The organism is Pseudomonas rosaeacicularis, assembly GCF_057128745.1.
Genome location: NZ_JBSKHT010000001.1, coordinates 466,382 through 486,977, shown reverse-complemented (window position 1 = coordinate 486,977; position 20,596 = coordinate 466,382). Strand labels below are relative to the sequence as shown.

Genomic DNA, 20,596 nt, shown 5'->3' with positions numbered 1-20,596 from the left:
AGGGTTAATCCCTGCTGATCTGCAAGGGATCGATCGGCATGGTCACAGGCTCCAGAAAGCACAAAGCAGCCTGCGCCGTCATGGGTCGCCCCAGCAAAAACCCTTGAATGACCTGACAACCGTTTTCAACCAGCCAACGGTACTGCTCGACGGTTTCAACCCCTTCTGCGATCACTTCTATATCCAGCTTCAAGCAGAGGTCGATAATGCTGCGCGCCACCGCCATTTCACGCGCAGACCCCATGAGCCCTGCAATAAAGTGTCGGTCCAGCTTCAGCGTGTCCAGATCCAGATTGCGCAAGTGAGTGAGCGAGCATTCCCCCGAGCCGAAATCATCCAGAGACACCCGCACACCAATGTCGTGCAGGCTTTGCAATTGCTTGCGGCTGTGAGCCAGGTTGTGGACCAGGGCCGGCTCAGTGATTTCAATTTCGAGTTGGCGCGGGTGCAGACCATGAATGTGAATGGCTCGCTGCAACTCTGCCGCCAGATTAGGCATGCTGAACTGCGCAGGACTGACGCTGACACTCATCACCAGATCGTCCGGGAACACCTCACTCCAACGCTTACGCTGCGCAGCGCCCTGTTCAAAAATCCAGCCGCCGAGCTTATTGATCAGGCGTGTCTCCTCCAGCAACGGGATAAACACCCCCGGCGGCACATCGCCCGCAGACGGGTGCTGCCAACGTAGCAACGCCTCAAAACCTCGAATGCTGCCATCGGCAACGCGCACCTGCGGTTGATAGACCAATGTGAAATCCTTGCCTTCGATGGCCGTACGCACGCTTTCTTCAAGCATCAGCCGAGATCGCGCGCGCCCATTCATGTCCTGATCATAAAAGCGGTACTGCTGGCGTCCTGCACGCTTGGCTTCGTACATCGCGATGTCTGCCGCGCGCAGCAACGCATCAAGGTTCAGGCCGCAGTCCGGATACACTGCAATGCCGATACTCGCGCCCAGCGTGGCCTCCATACCGTCGATCTGCCGACGAACCGAGATGCGCTCGATCAGTTTCTCAGCCACCTTGGCCGCATGCTCCGGATAGTCCAGACCGTCGATGACCACCACGAACTCATCGCCGCCCATGCGCGCCAGCACATCGTAGGTGCGCAAGCTGTCCTTCAACTGCTCGGCAACCCACAGCAAAACCTGATCGCCGGCGTCATGTCCCAGCGAATCGTTGACGTGTTTGAAGCCGTCCAGATCCATATAAAGCACTACCAGGTACTTCTCGGGGTGCTCCCGACGTAACAACATGCCTTCGACAGTCTGGTAAAAACCACGGCGGTTGAGCAAACCGGTCAAAGCGTCGGTGACTGCCTGCTTTTCCAGTTGACTGTACAAGTCTCGCACCACGGACATGTCCAGAATGCTCAACACCATGGCCTTCTGTTCGCCGGGCAAGGGGGCACATGACAGCGCCACCGGCACCTGACGTCCTTCGGCCGAGCGCATGATTGCGTCATGCACCCGATAGGTTTCCGCCCGCCGATAGTGATGATAGAACCCGGAGCCGGTCCACTCACTGAAGCAGGGCTCCTCCAGGTAATCGATCAGCTGGGAGCCACGCAATTCCCCGTCGGTCATGCCCAACAGCCGGCAAATGGCCGGATTGGCGAAGCTGATCAGCCCCGACTCATCAACCACCAGAATGCCTTCTGCAACGTTGGCCAGCACCGAAGCGTTGAAGGCCCGCGCCGATTCAAGCTCGCGACTGAGTTTCTGCAACGCACGACGATTAGCCTGATGCTCAAGCAGCGCCTGCACCTTGGGCTTGAGTACATTGGGATCAAACGGTTTGAACAGATAATCCACCGCACCACTGGCGTACCCCCTGTGGACGGCGTCGCGCGATTGCTCATTGGCGGTGAGAAAAATAATGGGCGTCAGCCGAGTGCGTTGGCTTCCGCGCATCAGGCGCGCCACTTCAAAGCCGTCCATACCCGGCATTTGCACGTCGAGCAAGACCAGGTCCACCTCGATATCCAGAAGCAGACTCAAGGCTTCCATTCCCGAACTGGCCGTTACGATTTCCCAGTCCTGTCGCTCCAGGACTGCACGCATGGTGACCAGATTCTCTGGGTAGTCATCGACGACCAACAAAACTGACTTGCCAGACACTGGCTGGGATTGCGCGCATTCCATGCTGCTACTCATTGACTGCTACTGCGGGTAACGGGCTCCGCCCATGTTCCGAACGGTTTCACTCTAGTCGTCTCTGCAAAAAAAAGAAGAGCGCCATTGTTATGCCATCAATTAAAGCGACATCAACCGACTAACGGTCATCGCCTTAGAGAGACCGACAGCGGGGCGTATCGGCAAAAGGGTGGGCACTATGACTTCATTCAGCCGGCGAAATTGCGTTAACAAAACCCTGAGCGAATCGTATAAGGAGCACCCTTCAAACCCTTGCGCCAGCCACTGTTGCTGGCAATGAGACATACCGGACGCGATAACTAATGATTGATTTGGGATCCTGGAATCTGAGCATTCCTGTGGGCTCGCCCCCCGCGACGATTGAAACGCAGCAACTGGTGAAAGGCTATGACGGCAAATATTTCAAATCCGGATCGTCTTCGATTGTGTTCTGGTCGCCAGTAACCGGTAGCAAGACTGAAAACGCGATCTACCCTCGAAGCGAGCTTCGGGAAACCTGGTCCAACGGAGAACTGCACAACTGGTTCTACCCGGACGCCGACAACTTCTTGAACGCCAAGCTGCAGGTCAATCAAGTGCCCTCGTCGGGCAAGATCGTGATCGGTCAGATCCATGCCTACGAAAGCACTCAGCCGCTGCTCAAGGTCGAGTATCAATTCAAGGAGGCGACCCATTCCGGGAACATCGTTGCCAAGGTACGGTTTCACCCCAACGACAAAACAAGTCGCGTCATCACCGTGGCTGAAGACGTGCCGCTCAATGAGACCTTCAACTACATCATTCGCCTGAGCCCTGGCGGCATGCTGAACGTAACGGCCAAGGACATGAACTGGCACGAACGGATCAGCGCCACCTGGAGCGTCAAGCCCCTTTATTTCAAAGCCGGCGTCTACACCCAGGATCACACGGGGTACACCAGTGAAGGGGGCAAAGCGACGTTCTTCAATCTGGACATCGATCACAACAAAACCTGACGCAAGAAGGCCCGCGCTCTTGCGAGACACGGGCCTTCTTTATGCAGCGCCGACCGTTTAAGCCGCTTTGTACTCTTTTTCCGCTGCGTCAAAGCGCGCGTGCATCGCGGCTGACGCAGGTTTGCCGATCAAGCTGAACAGGACGATGGCGATACTGGCGAAAATGAAGCCCGGGATGATTTCGTACAATCCCAACACCTCAAAGTGCTTCCACACCACAACCGTGATCGCGCCCACCAGAATCCCCGCCAACGCACCGTTGCGCGTCATACCCTTCCACAGCACCGAAATCAGCACGACCGGACCAAACGCCGCGCCAAAACCTGCCCACGCATAACTCACAAGGCCCAGCACTCGGTTTTCCGGATTAGCCGCCAGGGCGATTGCGATCAACGCAACAAGCAACACCATGGCGCGACCGACCCACACCAACTCCAGCTGCGAGGCTGATTTGCGCAGGAATGCTTTGTAGAAATCTTCGGTCAGCGCGCTGGAGCACACCAGCAACTGACAGCTCAGTGTGCTCATCACCGCCGCGAGAATCGCTGACAGCAATACACCGGCAATCCATGGGTTGAAGAGGATCTTGGCCAGCTCGATGAAGACCCGTTCATGGTTCTCGGTGACAGGAGCCGCAAGGTCCGGGTGTGCCGAGAAGTAAGCGATGCCGAAGAAGCCGACAGCAACGGTGCCACCCAGGCAGAGGATCATCCAGGCCATGGAAATACGGCGTGCCTTGGCAATCGATTTGACCGAGTCAGCAGCCATGAAGCGCGCCAGAATGTGCGGCTGACCAAAATAACCCAAACCCCAACCCATCAAAGAAATGATGCCGATGAAGCTGGTGTTCTTGAGCATATCGAAGTTGGTGGGATCGTTAGCCTCGATGGCCAGGAAGGTAGTGTCGACCCCGCCAGTCGCCAGCAGCACGATGATCGGAGTCAGAATCAGCGCGAAAATCATCAGCGTGGCTTGTACGGTGTCGGTCCAGCTGACCGCGAGGAAGCCGCCGATGAACGTGTAGGCAATGGTCGCAGCGGCACCAGCCCACAGCGCCGTTTCGTACGACATGCCGAAGGTGCTTTCAAACAATCGGGCTCCCGCGACGATGCCGGACGCGCAGTAGATGGTGAAAAACACCAGAATCACGATTGCCGAGATCACTCGCAGCAGGCCGCTGGTGTCTTCGAATCGGCTGGAGAAGTAATCCGGAAGGGTCAGTGCATCGCCGTTGTGTTCGGTCTGCACTCGCAAACGACCTGCAACGAATAGCCAGTTGAGATAAGCGCCGACGATCAGGCCTATCGCGATCCAGCTTTCAGAGAGACCTGACATGTAGATGGCGCCAGGCAGCCCCATCAGAAGCCAGCCGCTCATGTCCGAAGCACCCGCTGACAATGCCGTAACGACGCTGCCGAGGCTGCGGCCGCCCAGAATGTAATCAGAAAGATTGTTGGTCGACCGATAGGCCATTAGCCCGATCAGGACCATTGCGGCGATATAAATGACGAAGGTGATCAATGTGGGGTTGCTGACACTCATTGCGTACGCCTTTGCTTGTTTTTATGTAGCCCGACGGGCAGCAGGAGGTTGGATGTCACGGCTTGTTTACCGCTCGATCGCCTCGTATTCAGACGAAAAATCTTCAGGAAATCAGCGCTGTTGCAGCGTCAGGCCAATGCCCGAAAATAAGGGGCGCATCCTAATCAACAAGCCAAAGCAGGTGCAACCCCTGATACTCCGATCAGTTGCACCCACGCCTTGAAAAAGTGTAACTACACACTTTTCCTGCGCCGTTTTAGGGCAAATATTCTTCGCCAACGGCAAGCAGCACCCCTACCGTGCAGGCACTTCGGCATTTCTGACCCGCCGCAAAAATATCCGGAAAAAACAGGTTGCACCCGGTTGCACCCGACTATGAGCAGGGCTAATCTTTGCGGCAGCTGATGCCACAGAATCGTGGCCAACATGAGGAAAAAACATGGCGACCACCACTCTGGGTGTCAAACTTGACGACCCGACCCGCGAGCGATTGAAAGCAGCAGCGCAGTCCATCGACAGGACTCCGCACTGGCTGATCAAACAGGCGATCTTCAATTACCTGGAAAAGCTCGAGAGTGGTGTAACACTGACTGAGCTCAACGGCTCAAGTAGCCATAACGCCGAGGAACAAGGCGACCTGCCCTCAGACGCGACGCACCAGGCCTTCCTTGATTTTGCCGAAAGCATCCTTCCTCAATCCGTACTGCGCGCCGCGATCACTTCGGCGTATCGCCGCCCTGAACCCGAAGTGGTTCCAATGCTGCTGGAGCAGGCCCGCCTCCCCGCCGCGATGGCTGAAGCGACCAACAAGCTGGCGTCCTCCATTGCCGAAAAGCTGCGCAATCAGAAAAGCGCAGGCGGACGCGCCGGCATCGTTCAGGGGCTGCTGCAAGAATTTTCCCTTTCCTCTCAAGAAGGCGTAGCACTGATGTGCCTTGCCGAAGCGTTGTTGCGCATTCCCGACAAAGGTACCCGTGACGCGCTGATCCGCGACAAGATCAGCACTGGCAATTGGCATCCACACTTGGGCAATAGCCCTTCGCTGTTCGTTAACGCCGCCACCTGGGGGCTGCTGTTGACCGGCAAACTGGTCAGCACCCACAACGAAGCCGGCCTCACGTCTTCCTTGAGCCGCATCATCGGTAAAAGCGGCGAGCCCATGATCCGCAAGGGCGTCGACATGGCGATGCGCCTGATGGGCGAGCAGTTCGTCACGGGCGAAACCATTGCCGAAGCCTTGGCCAATGCCAGCCGCTTTGAAGCCAAAGGCTTTCGTTATTCCTACGACATGCTCGGCGAAGCAGCACTTACCGAGCACGACGCACAAAAGTACCTTGCGTCCTATGAGCAGGCTATTCACTCCATTGGCAAGGCCTCCCACGGTCGCGGCATCTACGAAGGCCCGGGCATTTCGATCAAGCTGTCCGCTTTGCACCCGCGCTACAGTCGCGCGCAGTACGAGCGCGTCATGGAAGAGCTGTATCCGCGCCTGCTCTCGCTGACCCTGCTCGCCAAGCAGTACGACATCGGTCTGAACATTGACGCCGAAGAAGCCGACCGTCTTGAACTGTCCCTCGATCTGCTTGAGCGCCTTTGCTTCGAGCCGCAGCTCACCGGCTGGAACGGCATTGGTTTTGTGATTCAGGCGTACCAGAAACGCTGCCCTTACGTGATCGACTACGTTATTGACCTCGCTCGTCGCAGCCGTCATCGCCTGATGATCCGTCTGGTAAAAGGCGCTTACTGGGACAGCGAGATCAAGCGCGCCCAGGTTGAAGGTCTTGAGGGTTATCCGGTTTACAGTCGCAAGGTCTACACCGACGTTTCCTACATCGCCTGTGCCCGCAAACTACTGGCGGCGCCTGAAGTCATTTATCCGCAGTTTGCGACGCACAACGCCCACACCCTGTCGGCGATCTACCACATTGCCGGTCAGAATTATTACCCCGGTCAATACGAGTTCCAGTGCCTGCATGGCATGGGCGAGCCGCTGTACGAGCAGGTTGTTGGCAAGGTGTCGGATGGCAAGCTGAACCGACCGTGCCGCGTCTATGCCCCGGTCGGCACCCACGAAACGCTGCTGGCTTATCTGGTGCGGCGCCTGCTGGAAAACGGCGCCAACACCTCGTTCGTGAATCAGATTGCCGATCAGTCGATCTCCATTCAGGCGCTGGTGGCCGATCCGGTCAGCAGCATCGAGCGCATGGCCACCCAGGAAGGCGGCTTCGGCCTGCCACATCCGCGCATTCCTTTGCCTCGTGACTTGTACGGCTCAGACCGCGCGAATTCTGCGGGCATCGATCTGGCCAACGAGCATCGCCTGGCGTCGCTTTCCTCCGCCTTGTTGGCGACTGCGCATAACGACTGGAAAGCCGGCCCGATGCTTGGCAGCCCGGTAAGCGCCGGAATATCAGTGCCCGTACTCAATCCGTCTGATCTTCGTGACGTGGTGGGTCATGTTCAGGAGGCGAGCCTGGAAGACGTTGATAGCGCCCTGCTCAGCGCGGTCAGCGCAGGCCCTATCTGGCAAGCCACGCCGCCGGCCGAACGTGCCGCCATCCTCGAGCGCGCCGCTGACTTGATGGAGGCCGAAATTCAGCCACTCATGGGCCTGCTGGCTCGCGAAGCGGGCAAGACCTTCGCCAATGCCATCGCCGAAGTGCGCGAGGCCGTGGACTTCCTGCGCTACTACGCGGTTCAGGCGCGCAACGACTTCACCAATGATGCGCACCGCCCACTGGGCCCTGTCGTGTGTATCAGCCCCTGGAACTTCCCGCTGGCTATTTTCAGTGGCCAGGTCGCCGCTGCACTGGCCGCAGGTAACCCGGTTCTTGCCAAACCTGCCGAGCAGACGCCGCTGATTGCAGCGCAGGCCGTTCGCTTGCTGCTTGAAGCCGGGATCCCGGAAGGCGTCGTTCAATTACTGCCAGGCCGTGGGGAAACAGTCGGCGCGCGCCTGGTCGGTGACGATCGCGTGAAAGGCGTGATGTTCACCGGCTCCACAGAGGTTGCGCGCCTTCTACAGCGCAATATCGCCGGACGCCTTGACGCCCAAGGCCGGCCCATTCCGCTGATTGCCGAAACCGGCGGCCAGAACGCAATGATCGTTGACTCTTCTGCACTCACCGAACAAGTGGTGATTGACGTCGTTTCGTCGGCCTTCGACAGTGCGGGCCAACGCTGCTCGGCACTGCGAGTGCTCTGCCTGCAGGAAGACTCCGCTGATCGAGTCATCGAAATGCTCAAGGGCGCGATGGCTGAAAGCCGCTTGGGTAATCCTGAACGCCTGTCGGTGGACATCGGCCCCGTTATCGACGCCGAAGCCAAAGCCGGCATCGAGAAACACATTCAAGCCATGCGCGACAAAGGCCGTGCGGTATATCAGGTTGCTATCGCCGACAACGATGAAATCAAGCGCGGCACCTATGTGATGCCGACCCTGATCGAGCTCGACAGCTTTGACGAACTGCAACGGGAAATTTTCGGACCCGTGCTACACGTGGTGCGTTACAAGCGTAAAGAGATCGACCAACTCATCGGCCAGATCAATGCCTCCGGCTACGGGCTGACCCTCGGCGTACATACCCGTATCGACGAGACGATTGCCAAGGTGGTGGACAACGTTAACGCGGGCAACATGTACATCAATCGCAACATCGTAGGCGCAGTGGTAGGCGTGCAGCCGTTCGGCGGTGAAGGCCTGTCGGGCACCGGCCCGAAAGCGGGCGGTCCGCTGTACCTGTACCGTTTGCTGTCGACCCGCCCGGTGGACGCCATCGAAAAGTCATTCTTGCGCGGTGACGCATTGACCGCACCGGACACACGGTTGCGCGAATCGATGAGCAAACCGCTCGCAGCGCTGAAAGACTGGGCCGGCAGCAATCAGCACGCCGAACTCCAGGCGCTGTGCAGCCAGTTTGCCGAACAGTCGCAAAGCGGTGTCACACGCCTGCTGATCGGCCCGACCGGGGAACGCAACAGCTACAGCATCCTGCCGCGCGAACATGTGCTGTGTCTGGCCGAGGATGAGTCCGATTTGCTGACGCAACTGGCCGCCGTCATGGCAGTCGGCAGTACCGCAATCTGGCCGGAAAACGACCTGAGCAAACCGCTGCGCAATCGCCTGCCCAAAGAAGTCCAGTCGCGCATCAAGCTGGTTGCCGACTGGAACAAAGACGAGCTGGTCATCGACGCTGTTCTGCATCACGGCGACTCGGATCAACTGCGCTCGATCTGCGAGGAGGTCGCCAAACGCGCCGGCGCGATCATTGGTGTTCACGGCCTGTCCAAAGGCGAAACCAGCATTGCCCTGGAACGCCTGGTGATCGAACGTGCATTGAGCGTTAACACAGCCGCCGCCGGTGGTAATGCAAGTTTGATGACGATCGGATAAAACACAATTCGATTACCCGGCAACTCCCCTGTAGGAGTGAGCTTGCTCGCGATCATGCTGGATCAGTCTCACGCAAAGGTGGCTGGCTTGACGCAATCGCGAGCAAGCTCACTCCTACAAGTTATCGGCGGAAGATTCCTACCGCGTTCTACCCCTCCATCACCCGCATCAATCATCCTTCTACCTACGCGCCACCCCCCATAGACTTCCGGCTATCCATAACAAAAGGTACGCCGCCATGTCCGAGACGCTGCTCAGTTCGCGCAATCTGGCTTTTGAGTTGTACGAAGTGCTGGACGCCGAAGCCCTGACTCAACGCGAGCGTTTCAGCGAGCACACTCGGGAGACGTTCGATGCAGCCATTGGAACGGCGCGCACCATCGCCGAAAAGTACTTCGCGCCGCACAACCGCAAAGCTGATGAAAACGAGCCGCGCTATGAAAATGGCGAGGCGATCCTGATTCCGGAAGTAAAACCAGCGGTCGACGCATTCCTCCAGGCGGGCTTTCTCAATGCGGCGCGCAGTTTCGAAGACGGCGGCATGCAGTTGCCCACCCTACTGTCACAAGCGTGTTTCGCGCATTTTCAGGCAGCCAACGCAGGCTCGACGGCCTACCCGTTCCTGACCATGGGCGCTGCCAACCTGATCGAAAGCTTCGGCAGCGTGGACCAGAAACAGCGTTTTTTGCAGCCGATGATCGAGGGCCGATTCTTCGGCACCATGGCGCTGACCGAACCTCACGCCGGCTCCTCGCTTTCAGACATACGGACTCGCGCCGAACCCTTAGCCGACGGGACTTATCGTCTGCGCGGTAACAAGATTTTCATCTCCGGCGGCGATCACTCGCTGTCGGAAAACATCGTGCACATGGTCCTCGCCAAGCTGCCGGATGCACCCGGCGGCGTGAAGGGTATTTCGCTGTTCATCGTGCCCAAGTTTCTGGTCAATGAAGACGGCAGCTTAGGGGCTCGCAACGATGTGCTGCTGGCGGGGCTGTTCCACAAGATGGGCTGGCGGGGGACGACTTCGACCGCGCTCAACTTCGGCGACAACGGCCAATGCGTGGGGTATCTGGTAGGAAAGCCGCATCACGGTTTGAGCTACATGTTCCAGATGATGAACGAGGCGCGGATTGGCGTCGGCATGGGCGCCGTGATGCTGGGTTACGCCGGGTACCTGTATTCACTCGAATACGCACGCGACCGCCCGCAGGGCCGGCTGCCCGACAACAAAAGTCCCGACAGCTCGCCGGTCTCGATCATTCAACACGCCGACGTGAAACGCATGCTACTGACACAGAAATCCTACGTCGAAGGCGCATTTGACCTGGGGCTGTATGCCGCCCGGCTGTTCGATGACACGCAGACCGGAGACACCGAAGAAACCCGCAAACAAGCTCAAGAACTGCTCGACCTGCTGACACCGATCGTCAAATCCTGGCCTTCGGAGTTTTGCCTGAAGGCCAATGAGTTGGCGATTCAGATCCTCGGCGGCCATGGCTATACCCGTGAATACCCGGTTGAGCAGTACTACCGCGACAATCGGCTCAACCCGATTCACGAAGGCACTCACGGCATTCAGTCACTCGATCTGCTGGGGCGAAAACTGGCGCAAAACGGCGGCGCCGGTCTCAAGCAATTGATTCGTCTGATCGCGCACACCTGCGAGCGAGCACAGGCGCATGAATCGCTGACAACCTTGCGCCAACCGCTGGAGCAACTGGTCGCTCGCCTGCAAACCGTCACTATCGGCCTGCTGACGGATCTCGCTCAAGGCAAGGTCAACAGCTCGCTCGCAAACTCGGCGCTGTACCTGAAAGTGTTCGGCCATACGATCATCGGCTGGCGCTGGCTGGAACAAGCCATTTGCGCACAAGAAGGGCTGGCGAAAGGTAACGAGTCTGACGCCAGCTTCTATCAAGGCAAACTGCAGGCAGCTCGATACTTTCTTACGTGGGAAGTACCAGGCTGTCATCACGAACTGGCGATTCTAGAAAACCGCGACGACATCTGCTTGTCGATGGAGGACAGCTGGTTCTAGGTAATAGGCAGAACGGCGGTAGCCCAAAGAGGATCGCTTTGATCGGCGGTTCGCTGATCGGGCTCGCTACCGTGAGCCATACCGCGCACCTACGAACCATGCCCTGCGCCAAACCTTGCTCCGTTCCGACAAAGCTTTGACAGCCAACCAATTCAACAGGTTAAATCGATTGGCACGCTGACTGCATGGTCAGACCGTGTATGCTTTCTCTTTTCGATTTTCGCCTGGAGTACCGCCCTTGGATGCCACGACCATCAACAGCCTGTTCCTGATCGGCGCGTTGCTGGTGGCTGCGAGTATTCTGGTCAGCTCCCTGTCCTCGCGGCTCGGCATTCCGATTCTGGTGATCATCCTCGCCGTTGGCATGACCGCAGGCGTGGACGGCGGCGGCATCATCTTCGACAACTACCCCACCGCCTACCTGGTCGGCAACCTCGCCCTCGCCGTCATCCTGCTCGATGGCGGTTTGCGAACGCGGGTGGCGAGCTTTCGGGTCGCGCTCTGGCCAGCCTTGTCGCTGGCCACTGTCGGCGTCCTGATCACCACCGGCCTGACCGGCATGATGGCCGCCTGGTTGTTCAATCTGAACATCATCCAGGGCCTGCTGATCGGCGCCATCGTCGGCTCCACTGATGCCGCCGCAGTGTTCTCGCTGTTGGGCGGCAAAGGCCTGAACGAACGGGTAACGGCCAGCCTGGAAATCGAATCCGGTAGCAACGACCCCATGGCCGTGTTCTTGACCGTCACTCTGATCGGCATGATTTCAAGCGGCGAAACCGGTCTGCACTGGGCGCTGCTGGGGCATCTGATTCAAGAGTTCGGCATCGGCGCAATCATCGGGCTTGGCGGTGGCTGGCTGATGCTGCAAATGGTTAATCGCATTCATCTGGCCAACGGCCTGTACCCGATTCTGGTGGTCGCGGGCGGGCTGTTCGTTTTCGCACTGACCAACGCCATTCACGGCAGCGGTTTCCTTGCGGTTTATCTGTGCGGTCTGGTCTTGGGTAACAAGCCGATCCGCAGCCGCCACGGCATCTTGCATATGCTCGACGGCATGGCCTGGCTGGCGCAGATCGGAATGTTTCTGGTCTTGGGTCTGCTGGTAACCCCCCATGACTTGCTGCCGATCGCCCTTCCTGCCTTGGGCTTGGCGCTGTGGATGATTCTGGTAGCGCGGCCTTTGTCGGTGCTGGCAGGTCTGCTGCCGTTCAAAGTGTTTCACACTCGGGAAAAGGCCTTCATCGCCTGGGTCGGCCTGCGCGGGGCGGTCCCTATCATTCTGGCAGTGTTCCCGTTGATGGCCGGTTTGCCCCAGGCCCAGCTGTATTTCAATTTGGCATTCTTCATCGTGCTGGTGTCGCTGCTGGTGCAAGGCACAAGCCTGCCGTGGGTGGCCAAGTTGTTGAAAGTCACCGTCCCGCCCGAACCCGCACCGATCTCCCGAGCCGCCCTCGAAGTACACGTCACCAGCGAGTGGGAGCTGTTCGTTTATCGCCTCGGCGCTGAAAAATGGTGCATCGGGGCAGCCCTTCGAGAACTGAAAATGCCTGAGGGCACCCGGATTGCGGCATTGTTTCGGGGTGAGCAACTGCTCCATCCGTCGGGTAGTACGGTGTTGGAGGTTGGCGATCTGCTGTGCGTTATCGGCCACGAACACAACCTTCCAGCCCTCGGCAAACTGTTCAGTCAGGCACCGCAACGCGGTCTGGATCTGCGCTTCTTTGGTGACTTCGTGCTTGAGGGAGACGCTCAGCTCGGGGCTGTCGCGGCACTGTATGGTTTGAAACTCGACGGTCTTGATTCGAATATGCCGCTGAGCCAATTCATCATTCAGAAAAATCGGGGCGCTCCAATCGTCGGCGACCAGATTCAATGGAATGGAACTATTTGGACTGTCGCGGTTATGGACGGGAACAAGATCCTCAAAGTGGGCGTCAGATTCCCGGAAGGAAGCCGCCCGGGTCCCGGGTTGTTCCTTTAAACTGCCCGCTATTCCACGTGCTCGACCCGGTGTCTATGTTCTCGCTGCGTACTTTTGTTGCCTCGGCCCTGCTTGGGTTTTGCCTTTCCTCTTTCCCGGTTTTGGCTGCCGACACTCCTCCACCCACCAGCGACTCAGTCCAGCAAAGCCTGGACAAGATCGGTGATCGCAAGCTGGCGGACGCTGATCAGAAAGCGCTGCAACAAGTGCTCGAACAGACGCTGACCTTTCTGACTGCACAAAAAGACAATCAGAAAAAACTCGAAGACCTCAAGCGCCAGTTGGCCGATGCACCCAAGCAAACCGTCGAAAATCAGAAAGAACTGACCCGGCTCAAAGGCATCCGCTTGATGCCTGTGTCGCAGCGTTACGCCAATCTTGACGTCCCGGCGCTGGAACAAATGCTCAGCCAGCGCAGCACCCAGCAGTCTGACCTGCAAAGCGCCTTGAACGACGCCAACAGCCTGACCATCACCGCCCAGACGCGCCCAGAACGCGCGCAGGCCGAAATCAGCGCCAGCCAGACGCGTATCCAACAGATCAACGCCATGCTCAAGTCGGGCAAGGACGCTGGGAAAACCATCAGCGCCGACCAACGCAATCAGTTGAACGCTGAGCTTGCGTCCCTTAACTCGCTCATGGCCCTGCGCCGTCAGGAGCTTGCCGGTAACAGCCAGCTGCAAGACCTGGGCGGCAGCCAACGGGATTTACTGACCGAGAAGGTCACTCGCCAAGAACAGGAAATTCAGGACCTGCAAACCCTGATCAACGACAAGCGTCGTGCGCAGTCCCAGGAAACCGTCACCCAGCTTTCAATCGAGGCGCAGAAAGCTGGCGGCAGCAGCCTGCTGGCGACTGAAAGTGCGGCCAATTTAAAGCTGTCCGATTATCTGTTGCGCGGCACCGATCGGCTCAACGAGCTGACCCAGCAAAACCTCAAGACCAAGACGCAGCTGGATGCGGTCACCCAGACCGATCAGGCGCTGGATGAACAAATCAATGTGCTCAGCGGCAGTCTGCTGCTGAGCAAGATTCTCTATAAACAGAAACAGGCCCTGCCCCACCTCAAGCTCGACAGTGGGCTGGCTGACGAAATCGCCGATATCCGTCTCTACCAGTTCGAGGTCAATCAGCAACGCGAGCAAATGAGCAGTCCCAACGCTTACGTTGAAACGCTGCTGGCGACGCAAAAACCCGAAGACGTCACCCCGGCGCTGCGCAAAACCCTGCTTGACCTGGCCACCACCCGCAGCGACCTGCTGGAGCGCCTGAATCGCGAGCTGAGTTCGCTGCTCAATGAATCCATCACCCTGCAGCTCAATCAGAAACAACTGGTCAGCACCGCGCTCAGCCTGCGCGAGACGCTGGACGAACAGATGTTCTGGATACCCAGCAACAAGCCGCTGGATGTCGAATGGTTCGAGCGTGTCCCGGCACGCCTGACCAAGCAGATCACCACCTTGCCGTGGACATCGAGCATCAGTGAACTGTCGGACGGACTGACCCAACGCCCCTATATCTTCCTGCCGCTGCTGCTGGTCATCGGCGTGCTGATGTGGAAACGCAAAGCGCTGTACGACAAGCTCAATCGCCTGCACGCCGACATCGGCCACTTCAAGCGCGACCGGCAGTGGCACACGCCGCTGGCGATCTTCATCAATGTGTTGTTGGCGACGCCCCTTTCGCTGGCGTTGGCGCTGTGTGCGTACGCGCTGCAAATCGACGCGCGCGGGCAGAACGTCAATCTAGGCTCGGCGCTGCTGCAGGTCGCCTTGGCCTGGCTGGTGTTCTATACCGCTTACCGCATCCTTGCGCCGGGCGGCGTGGCGCAACTGCATTTCCGCTGGGAAAAGCCCCAAGTCGAATTTCTGCGCGGCTGGATCCGCCGCCTGGGCCTGGTCGTCCTGGCGTTGGTGACCGTGGTTGCTGTTGCCGAACACGAACCCGCGGCGTTGGCCGACGATGTCATCGGTATCGCGGTCGTCCTGACCTGTTACGCACTGATGACCTGGTTGCTGGCGCGTCTGTTGCTGACCAGCCCGACTCACCACAACGCTTCACTGTTCCGCCGCGCACTGGGCCTGGCGTTTACAGCGCTGCCGGTCGCGCTGTTTCTGGCGGTGTGTTTCGGCTACTACTACACCGCGCTGAAACTCAGCGATCGACTGATCGACACGCTGTATCTGGTGATGTTGTGGCTGGTGATCGAAGCCGCGTTCGTGCGCGGTCTCAGCGTTGCCGCCCGGCGCTTGGCCTACCAACGCGCCTTGAGCAAACGCCAGGCGGCGAAGGAGTCGGGCGATGGCGAAGGCGCGCTTATCGAAGAACCGACGCTTGACATCGAGCAGGTCAACCAGCAGTCGCTGCGCTTGATTCGTTTAGCGTTGCTGGCAGGCTTCATCGGCGCGCTGTACTGGGTCTGGGCCGATTTGATCACGGTGTTTTCGTACCTCGACAACATCACGTTGTACGAATACACCAGCGGCACCGGCGCCACGATGAGCATGGTCCCGATCAGCCTGGGCGACTTGATTGGCGCACTGGTGATCATCGGCATCACCTTTGTGCTGGCGGGCAACTTGCCGGGCTTGCTGGAAGTGCTGGTGCTGTCGCGCCTGAATCTGGCGCAAGGCAGTGCCTACGCGACCACCACCTTGCTGTCGTACACCATCGCCGGCGTCGGGTTTGTTTCGACGTTGTCAGCCTTGGGCGTCAGCTGGGACAAGTTGCAGTGGCTGGTGGCGGCGCTGTCGGTGGGTCTGGGTTTCGGGATGCAGGAGATCTTCGCAAACTTCATCTCGGGCATCATGATTTTGTTCGAGCGCCCGGTGCGTATCGGCGACACCATCACCATCGGCGCCCTGTCGGGGACGGTCAGCAAGATCCGCATCCGCGCCACGACCATCACCGACTTCGACCGCAAGGACATCATTGTTCCGAACAAGACGTTCATCACCGGCCAACTGATCAACTGGTCGCTGACTGACACCATTACCCGGGTGACGTTGAAACTGGGCGTCGATTACGGCTCGGACCTGGATCTGGTGCGCAACCTGCTGCTCAAGGCGGCGCAAGACAACCCGCGCGTTCTGAAAGAGCCTGCGCCGATTGTGTACTTCCTTAACTTCGGCGAAAGCACGCTGGACCACGAACTGCGCATGCATGTGCGCGATCTGGGCGACCGTAACCCGGTACTCGACGAGATCAACCGCTTCATCAACAAGGAGTTCAAGAAGCAGCACATCAACATCTCGTTCCGGCAGATGGAGGTGTATCTCAAGAACATGCAGGGTCAGGAATACAAGATGGTACCTATCGAGCAGGAAGCGAAAACCATCGCTGCTCCTGGGACTGTCCCACCCACGCCCAAAGATGTCCCCGAGCCACCCGAAGCACCTGAGCCGCCGGAAGCCAAACTCGACTGATGAGCTAAATCCCAGCAGAATGCTAGGACATTCTGCTGGAGGCATCCCTTGAAAGCCCTCGACGAACTGACCTTCGACAACCGCTTCGCCCGCCTCGGCGATGCGTTTTCCACCTCCGTTTTGCCGGAACCGATTGCCGAGCCCCGCCTGGTGGTGGCCAGCGATGCTGCCTTGGCGTTGCTGGATCTGGACCAGGAACAAGCGCAAACCCCGGTATTTGCCGAGCTGTTCGGCGGACACAAGCTGTGGGCCGAAGCAGAACCGCGAGCGATGGTGTATTCGGGTCATCAGTTCGGATCGTACAACCCGCGCCTGGGCGATGGTCGTGGGCTGTTGCTGGGCGAGGTGTACAACGACGCCGGTGAGCATTGGGATTTGCACCTCAAGGGCGCCGGGCAGACGCCCTATTCGCGCATGGGCGATGGACGCGCAGTGTTGCGTTCCTCGATTCGCGAGTTTCTGGCGTCCGAGGCGCTGCACGGGCTGGGCATTCCCAGCAGCCGCGCGGCTTGCGTCATCGGCTCGACAACCCCGGTCTGGCGCGAAACCCAGGAACGCGCCGCCACGGTCTTGCGCCTGGCGAAGAGTCATATTCGCTTCGGCAGCTTTGAGTACTTCTTCTACACCAAGCAGCCGGAAGAACTGAAACAGCTGGCCAATCACGTTATGGCGCTGCATTACCCGCAAGCGCTGGAAACGGAAGAGCCGCATCTGGCGATGTTCAACGAAATCGTCGAGCGCAACGCCGAACTGATCGCCAAATGGCAGGCTTACGGCTTCTGCCATGGGGTGATGAACACCGACAACATGTCGATTCTGGGCATCACGTTCGATTTCGGCCCCTTTGCCTTCCTGGACGACTTCGATCAGAAATTCATCTGCAACCACTCCGATCATGAAGGACGCTACTCCTTCAGCAATCAGGTGCCTATCGGGCAGTGGAATCTCAGCGCTTTGGCTCAGGCGTTGACCCCGTTCATTACCGTTGAGGCGCTGCGCGAGGCAATCGGCCTGTTCCTGCCGCTGTATGAGGCGCATTACCTTGATCTCATGCGTCGCCGCCTCGGCCTGACCACGGCCGAGGATGAAGACAGCACGATCGTCACGCGCCTGCTGCAACTGATGCAGAACAGTGGCGTCGATTACACCTTGTTCTTCCGCCGCTTAGGTGACGAGGCAGCGGAAATTGCAGTGCGCTCCCTGCGTGATGACTTTGTCGACAGAGCGGGTTTTGATGCCTGGGCTGAGACATATATCGCCCGCGTCAACCGCGAGAACGCAGGCACCGAGGAAGAGCGACGTGCGCGGATGCATGCGGTCAACCCGCTCTACATACTGCGCAACTACCTCGCTCAACGCGCCATCGAAGCCGCCGAAAAGGGCGACTACGAAGAGGTCCGTCGGCTGCATGAAGTGCTGTGCAATCCCTTCGAGGAGCAGGCCGGGATGGAAAGTTATGCACAACGTCCGCCGGATTGGGGCAAGCATCTGGAGATCAGTTGTTCTTCGTGATTATTGGTTTACTGATTACGCTTTGTCGGCAGGCAAGCTAACAGTTGCCGCAGCAACATTGCCCATTGCGCCGTCGATGCCGGGTGACCCGGCATTATCGGGCGCAGGGTCACGCTTCTTGCGTTGGAGCATGATTTCCAGCATCTCAAACAGCGTTAAAAACTTTGGCTCCTTTTTGTCCAGAGGGCTACTGTCTTCCTGAAACCATACTAATCGCTTCGCTTCATAATCTTCTGGATACTGTGCCTGCTCTATAAGTGGCAAGGATTTGTAATGAGCCACAACCTCCGCATAAAAATTTGGAGTACGCCCATTTTTCATTGCGGACTCGATATCTGATTCGTGCATTAACCTGTGATTCCATCTTGATTCGATATCACTTACGCCATACCAAGCGGCTCGTCTCTCATTGATAGTGTATGAGCCTTTATCGTCGTATACGATCAAGTTAAGTTGCTCTCGGGATAGGCCGACGAATGGATTTATTACATTGCGATCATGCAGGTCAGATCGGACGACGTATTCGGTGGCTTTCTTCGCTCTGTCCAAAAGTGCAGGATCATCGGTTTCAGGCACCTCTTGATTGTGAGAGACTTTTTCTGCCTGATAAATATCTCCCGATATCTGGCTTAATAGTCTCTCTGCCTCCATACCTAGCTGACGTCGATCAAGCTGGCCATCCCTCAACGCTGCGCGCGCAGCGCTCTCGCCCAACTGCCTGGCAAGTATCGATATAGTTGACGCCTGTGGTGGGCCCTTGGAAACATCTTCACCGCTTGGCACTGGGACGAGCGCCAAGCCTTCCCCAGTCCTTTTTGGAGTGACGTTCTTGAAAGGATTACTTGATGAAATACCACTAATCATATGCAAGCTCCCTGCTCGAAATCGGAAGCCTGAATAGCCAGCACACGAAAAAAAAGTCATGACTAAAGCACCATACAGGCCAGACGAAACCTCTTATCTCATCGTAAACTCCACTGCCCAGGCATGGGTAGCTGCGTTGGTAGCAGTAATCCTTGCATCACAACGTGCACCGCCCCCTGGCTCAGAACTCTTGGTCCATTTAGGCGGGACACCGCGACCAGGCAGCTTCAAGTAGCTTGTTTTAAATTTACAAGTCTTAGTGCCAATTCTGTACTGAAAAACAACGGAAGTGACATCGACAGACAAACCACCTCTCACTTTAGAAACATTAGACTCCCCGCCCCTTACCGTTGCAGCCGGCTTCGGGCTAGCTTCCCCGTAACTATAAGCACTGCTACCGAGCGTGTCGTAAACCGCTTCAGAAACTGAGTTATTTTTAAAAGTTATTTGCACTTCCGGTCCGGCTTGAGCGACGCCAACTGTACTGAGTGCGGACACGACCGCAACACCTGCTGCATAATTTATTAAATTCATAAAAAAGCTCTATTTATACTTAATTAAGTAAACCGGCGCCGATGATGTTTTATCAACGGCTACGCGAATAAAGATCCGCAAGGATTAATAGCAAGCCATTGAACTGGGAAATTTCAGACTTAAACCCATAAGGAGACGTTATCGGCATTGCTCGCAACGCACAACTACCCGAACGAGCGGTACTTTCGGATAGCTCATAAGTTTGATTAAGTGACGCTCTCGCTGCTCAGCAACTACTCCAGCACAGAGTCCGCCGGATTGGGGCAAGCATCTGGAGATCTGTTGTTCTTCGTAGAGACGACGCTGCTGTTCGGTGCCGCGACCGGGGTGGGAGTTTTCGGCAAGTCGTCTTTTGGAGCAGCAGATGCGCGCTCCAATGCTTTTCCCTTCTCGTCTCCAGGTTTTTTGGTTTCCGGCGCTTGGCTCAGACCTGCAAGTATTTCAAACAGGTTGTACTGCCTGTCATCCGGTTTGCGATCCACCAGCCCATCGATTCGCGCTTCTAATCCTGACTCGTAATTCGCGGGATACTGCGCTTTTTCAATAGCGGGCAACGTTCGATAGTGAGCCAGCGCATCGGTATAAAAACCTGGCATTTTCTTCGCATTGGAATACTCCAGAGTGCCTTGTGAAACTGCGCGATCGCGCCAGAAGAATTCTTTCTCCTGAACTCCTTCCCAGGCGGCTCGGCGCTCGTTGACGGTGTAAGGGCCTTTATCGTCGTAGGCAATCAATACAAGCTCGGCATGTGAAAGTCCTGCAAAGGGGCTTTTAGCACCAGGGTCAGCGGCTAGCTTGCGAGTCATGTAATCGGTGGCATTGATCGCGCGCTGTAGCGTTTCTGGATTCTTCGTATTAGGCACCTCGCGGTCATGTACCGCTTTGGCGGCCTGGTACTTGGGACCTATGAGCACATCCAGCACACGACTAGCGTGTGCGCCAAGCTCGGCGCGGCTTGAAGTCCGGTCTCTTGCCTCAGCGCGGACTGCGCTTTCACCTAATTGGCGAGCAATGGTTGAAACTGTGGAGACGCCCTGCTTTTCGTTGTCGGTTTTTTTAATATCGTCCGAAGGCAGGGGTGCAGCGGTAGGCTTATTAACTTTTGTCGATGCTGCCACATTGGCAATACCCTGAACTAGATTACCAATCATAGAGTAACTCCCTGTTTTTTT

10 protein-coding genes are annotated in these 20,596 nt (G+C 57.5%); 6 read left to right on the top strand and 4 right to left on the bottom strand.

What is annotated here, in order from left to right; translation table 11 throughout:
• Nucleotides 1–4: 4 nt before the first annotated feature.
• Nucleotides 5–2,146 carry a putative bifunctional diguanylate cyclase/phosphodiesterase gene (locus ACWKWM_RS02260; RefSeq protein ID WP_483844601.1) on the bottom strand — a complete coding sequence of 714 codons (2,142 nt, stop codon included), beginning with the start codon at nt 2,144–2,146 and terminating at the stop codon, nt 5–7.
• A 314-nt stretch (nt 2,147–2,460) separates the two neighbouring features.
• On the opposite strand from ACWKWM_RS02260, the gene ACWKWM_RS02255 reads away from it, so the two are divergent.
• Nucleotides 2,461–3,132 (top strand): polysaccharide lyase family 7 protein, encoded by a 672-nt coding sequence (locus tag ACWKWM_RS02255; protein ID WP_483844539.1) that lies wholly within the window; start codon nt 2,461–2,463, stop codon nt 3,130–3,132.
• Nucleotides 3,133–3,189: 57 nt separating this feature from the next.
• Here the strand turns inward: ACWKWM_RS02255 and putP are convergent, their stop codons facing one another.
• On the bottom strand, nt 3,190–4,674 hold the full coding sequence (putP, locus tag ACWKWM_RS02250; protein WP_483844538.1) for a sodium/proline symporter PutP: 1,485 nt from the start codon (nt 4,672–4,674) through the stop codon (nt 3,190–3,192).
• A 439-nt stretch (nt 4,675–5,113) separates the two neighbouring features.
• Between putP and putA the strand changes: the two genes are divergently transcribed.
• From putA to selO, 5 genes are all read left to right on the top strand, one after another.
• Nucleotides 5,114–9,067: a trifunctional transcriptional regulator/proline dehydrogenase/L-glutamate gamma-semialdehyde dehydrogenase gene (putA, locus tag ACWKWM_RS02245; RefSeq protein WP_483844537.1), complete on the top strand. Its 3,954-nt coding sequence runs from the start codon at nt 5,114–5,116 to the stop codon at nt 9,065–9,067.
• 238 nt (nt 9,068–9,305) lie between these two features.
• Nucleotides 9,306–11,108: an acyl-CoA dehydrogenase gene (locus ACWKWM_RS02240; RefSeq protein WP_483844536.1), complete on the top strand. Its 1,803-nt coding sequence runs from the start codon at nt 9,306–9,308 to the stop codon at nt 11,106–11,108.
• Nucleotides 11,109–11,346: 238 nt separating this feature from the next.
• Nucleotides 11,347–13,089, top strand: coding sequence for a potassium/proton antiporter (locus tag ACWKWM_RS02235; protein WP_483844535.1), 1,743 nt, complete (start codon nt 11,347–11,349; stop codon nt 13,087–13,089).
• Nucleotides 13,090–13,124: 35 nt separating this feature from the next.
• Entirely contained in the window at nt 13,125–16,514 is a 3,390-nt protein-coding gene (gene mscK / locus ACWKWM_RS02230) for a mechanosensitive channel MscK (protein ID WP_483844534.1), read from the top strand.
• Between the two features lie 48 nt (nt 16,515–16,562).
• The gene (gene selO, locus ACWKWM_RS02225) at nt 16,563–18,026 is read left to right on the top strand and encodes a protein adenylyltransferase SelO (RefSeq protein WP_483844533.1); all 1,464 of its coding nucleotides are present in this window, start codon (nt 16,563–16,565) and stop codon (nt 18,024–18,026) included.
• 15 nt (nt 18,027–18,041) lie between these two features.
• On the opposite strand, the gene ACWKWM_RS02220 is transcribed toward selO, so the two are convergent.
• The gene (locus tag ACWKWM_RS02220; RefSeq protein ID WP_483844532.1) at nt 18,042–18,890 is read right to left on the bottom strand and encodes a hypothetical protein; all 849 of its coding nucleotides are present in this window, start codon (nt 18,888–18,890) and stop codon (nt 18,042–18,044) included.
• A gap of 767 nt (nt 18,891–19,657) precedes the next feature.
• On the bottom strand, nt 19,658–20,575 hold the full coding sequence (locus ACWKWM_RS02215; protein ID WP_483844531.1) for a hypothetical protein: 918 nt from the start codon (nt 20,573–20,575) through the stop codon (nt 19,658–19,660).
• Between the last annotated feature and the right edge of the window lie 21 nt (nt 20,576–20,596).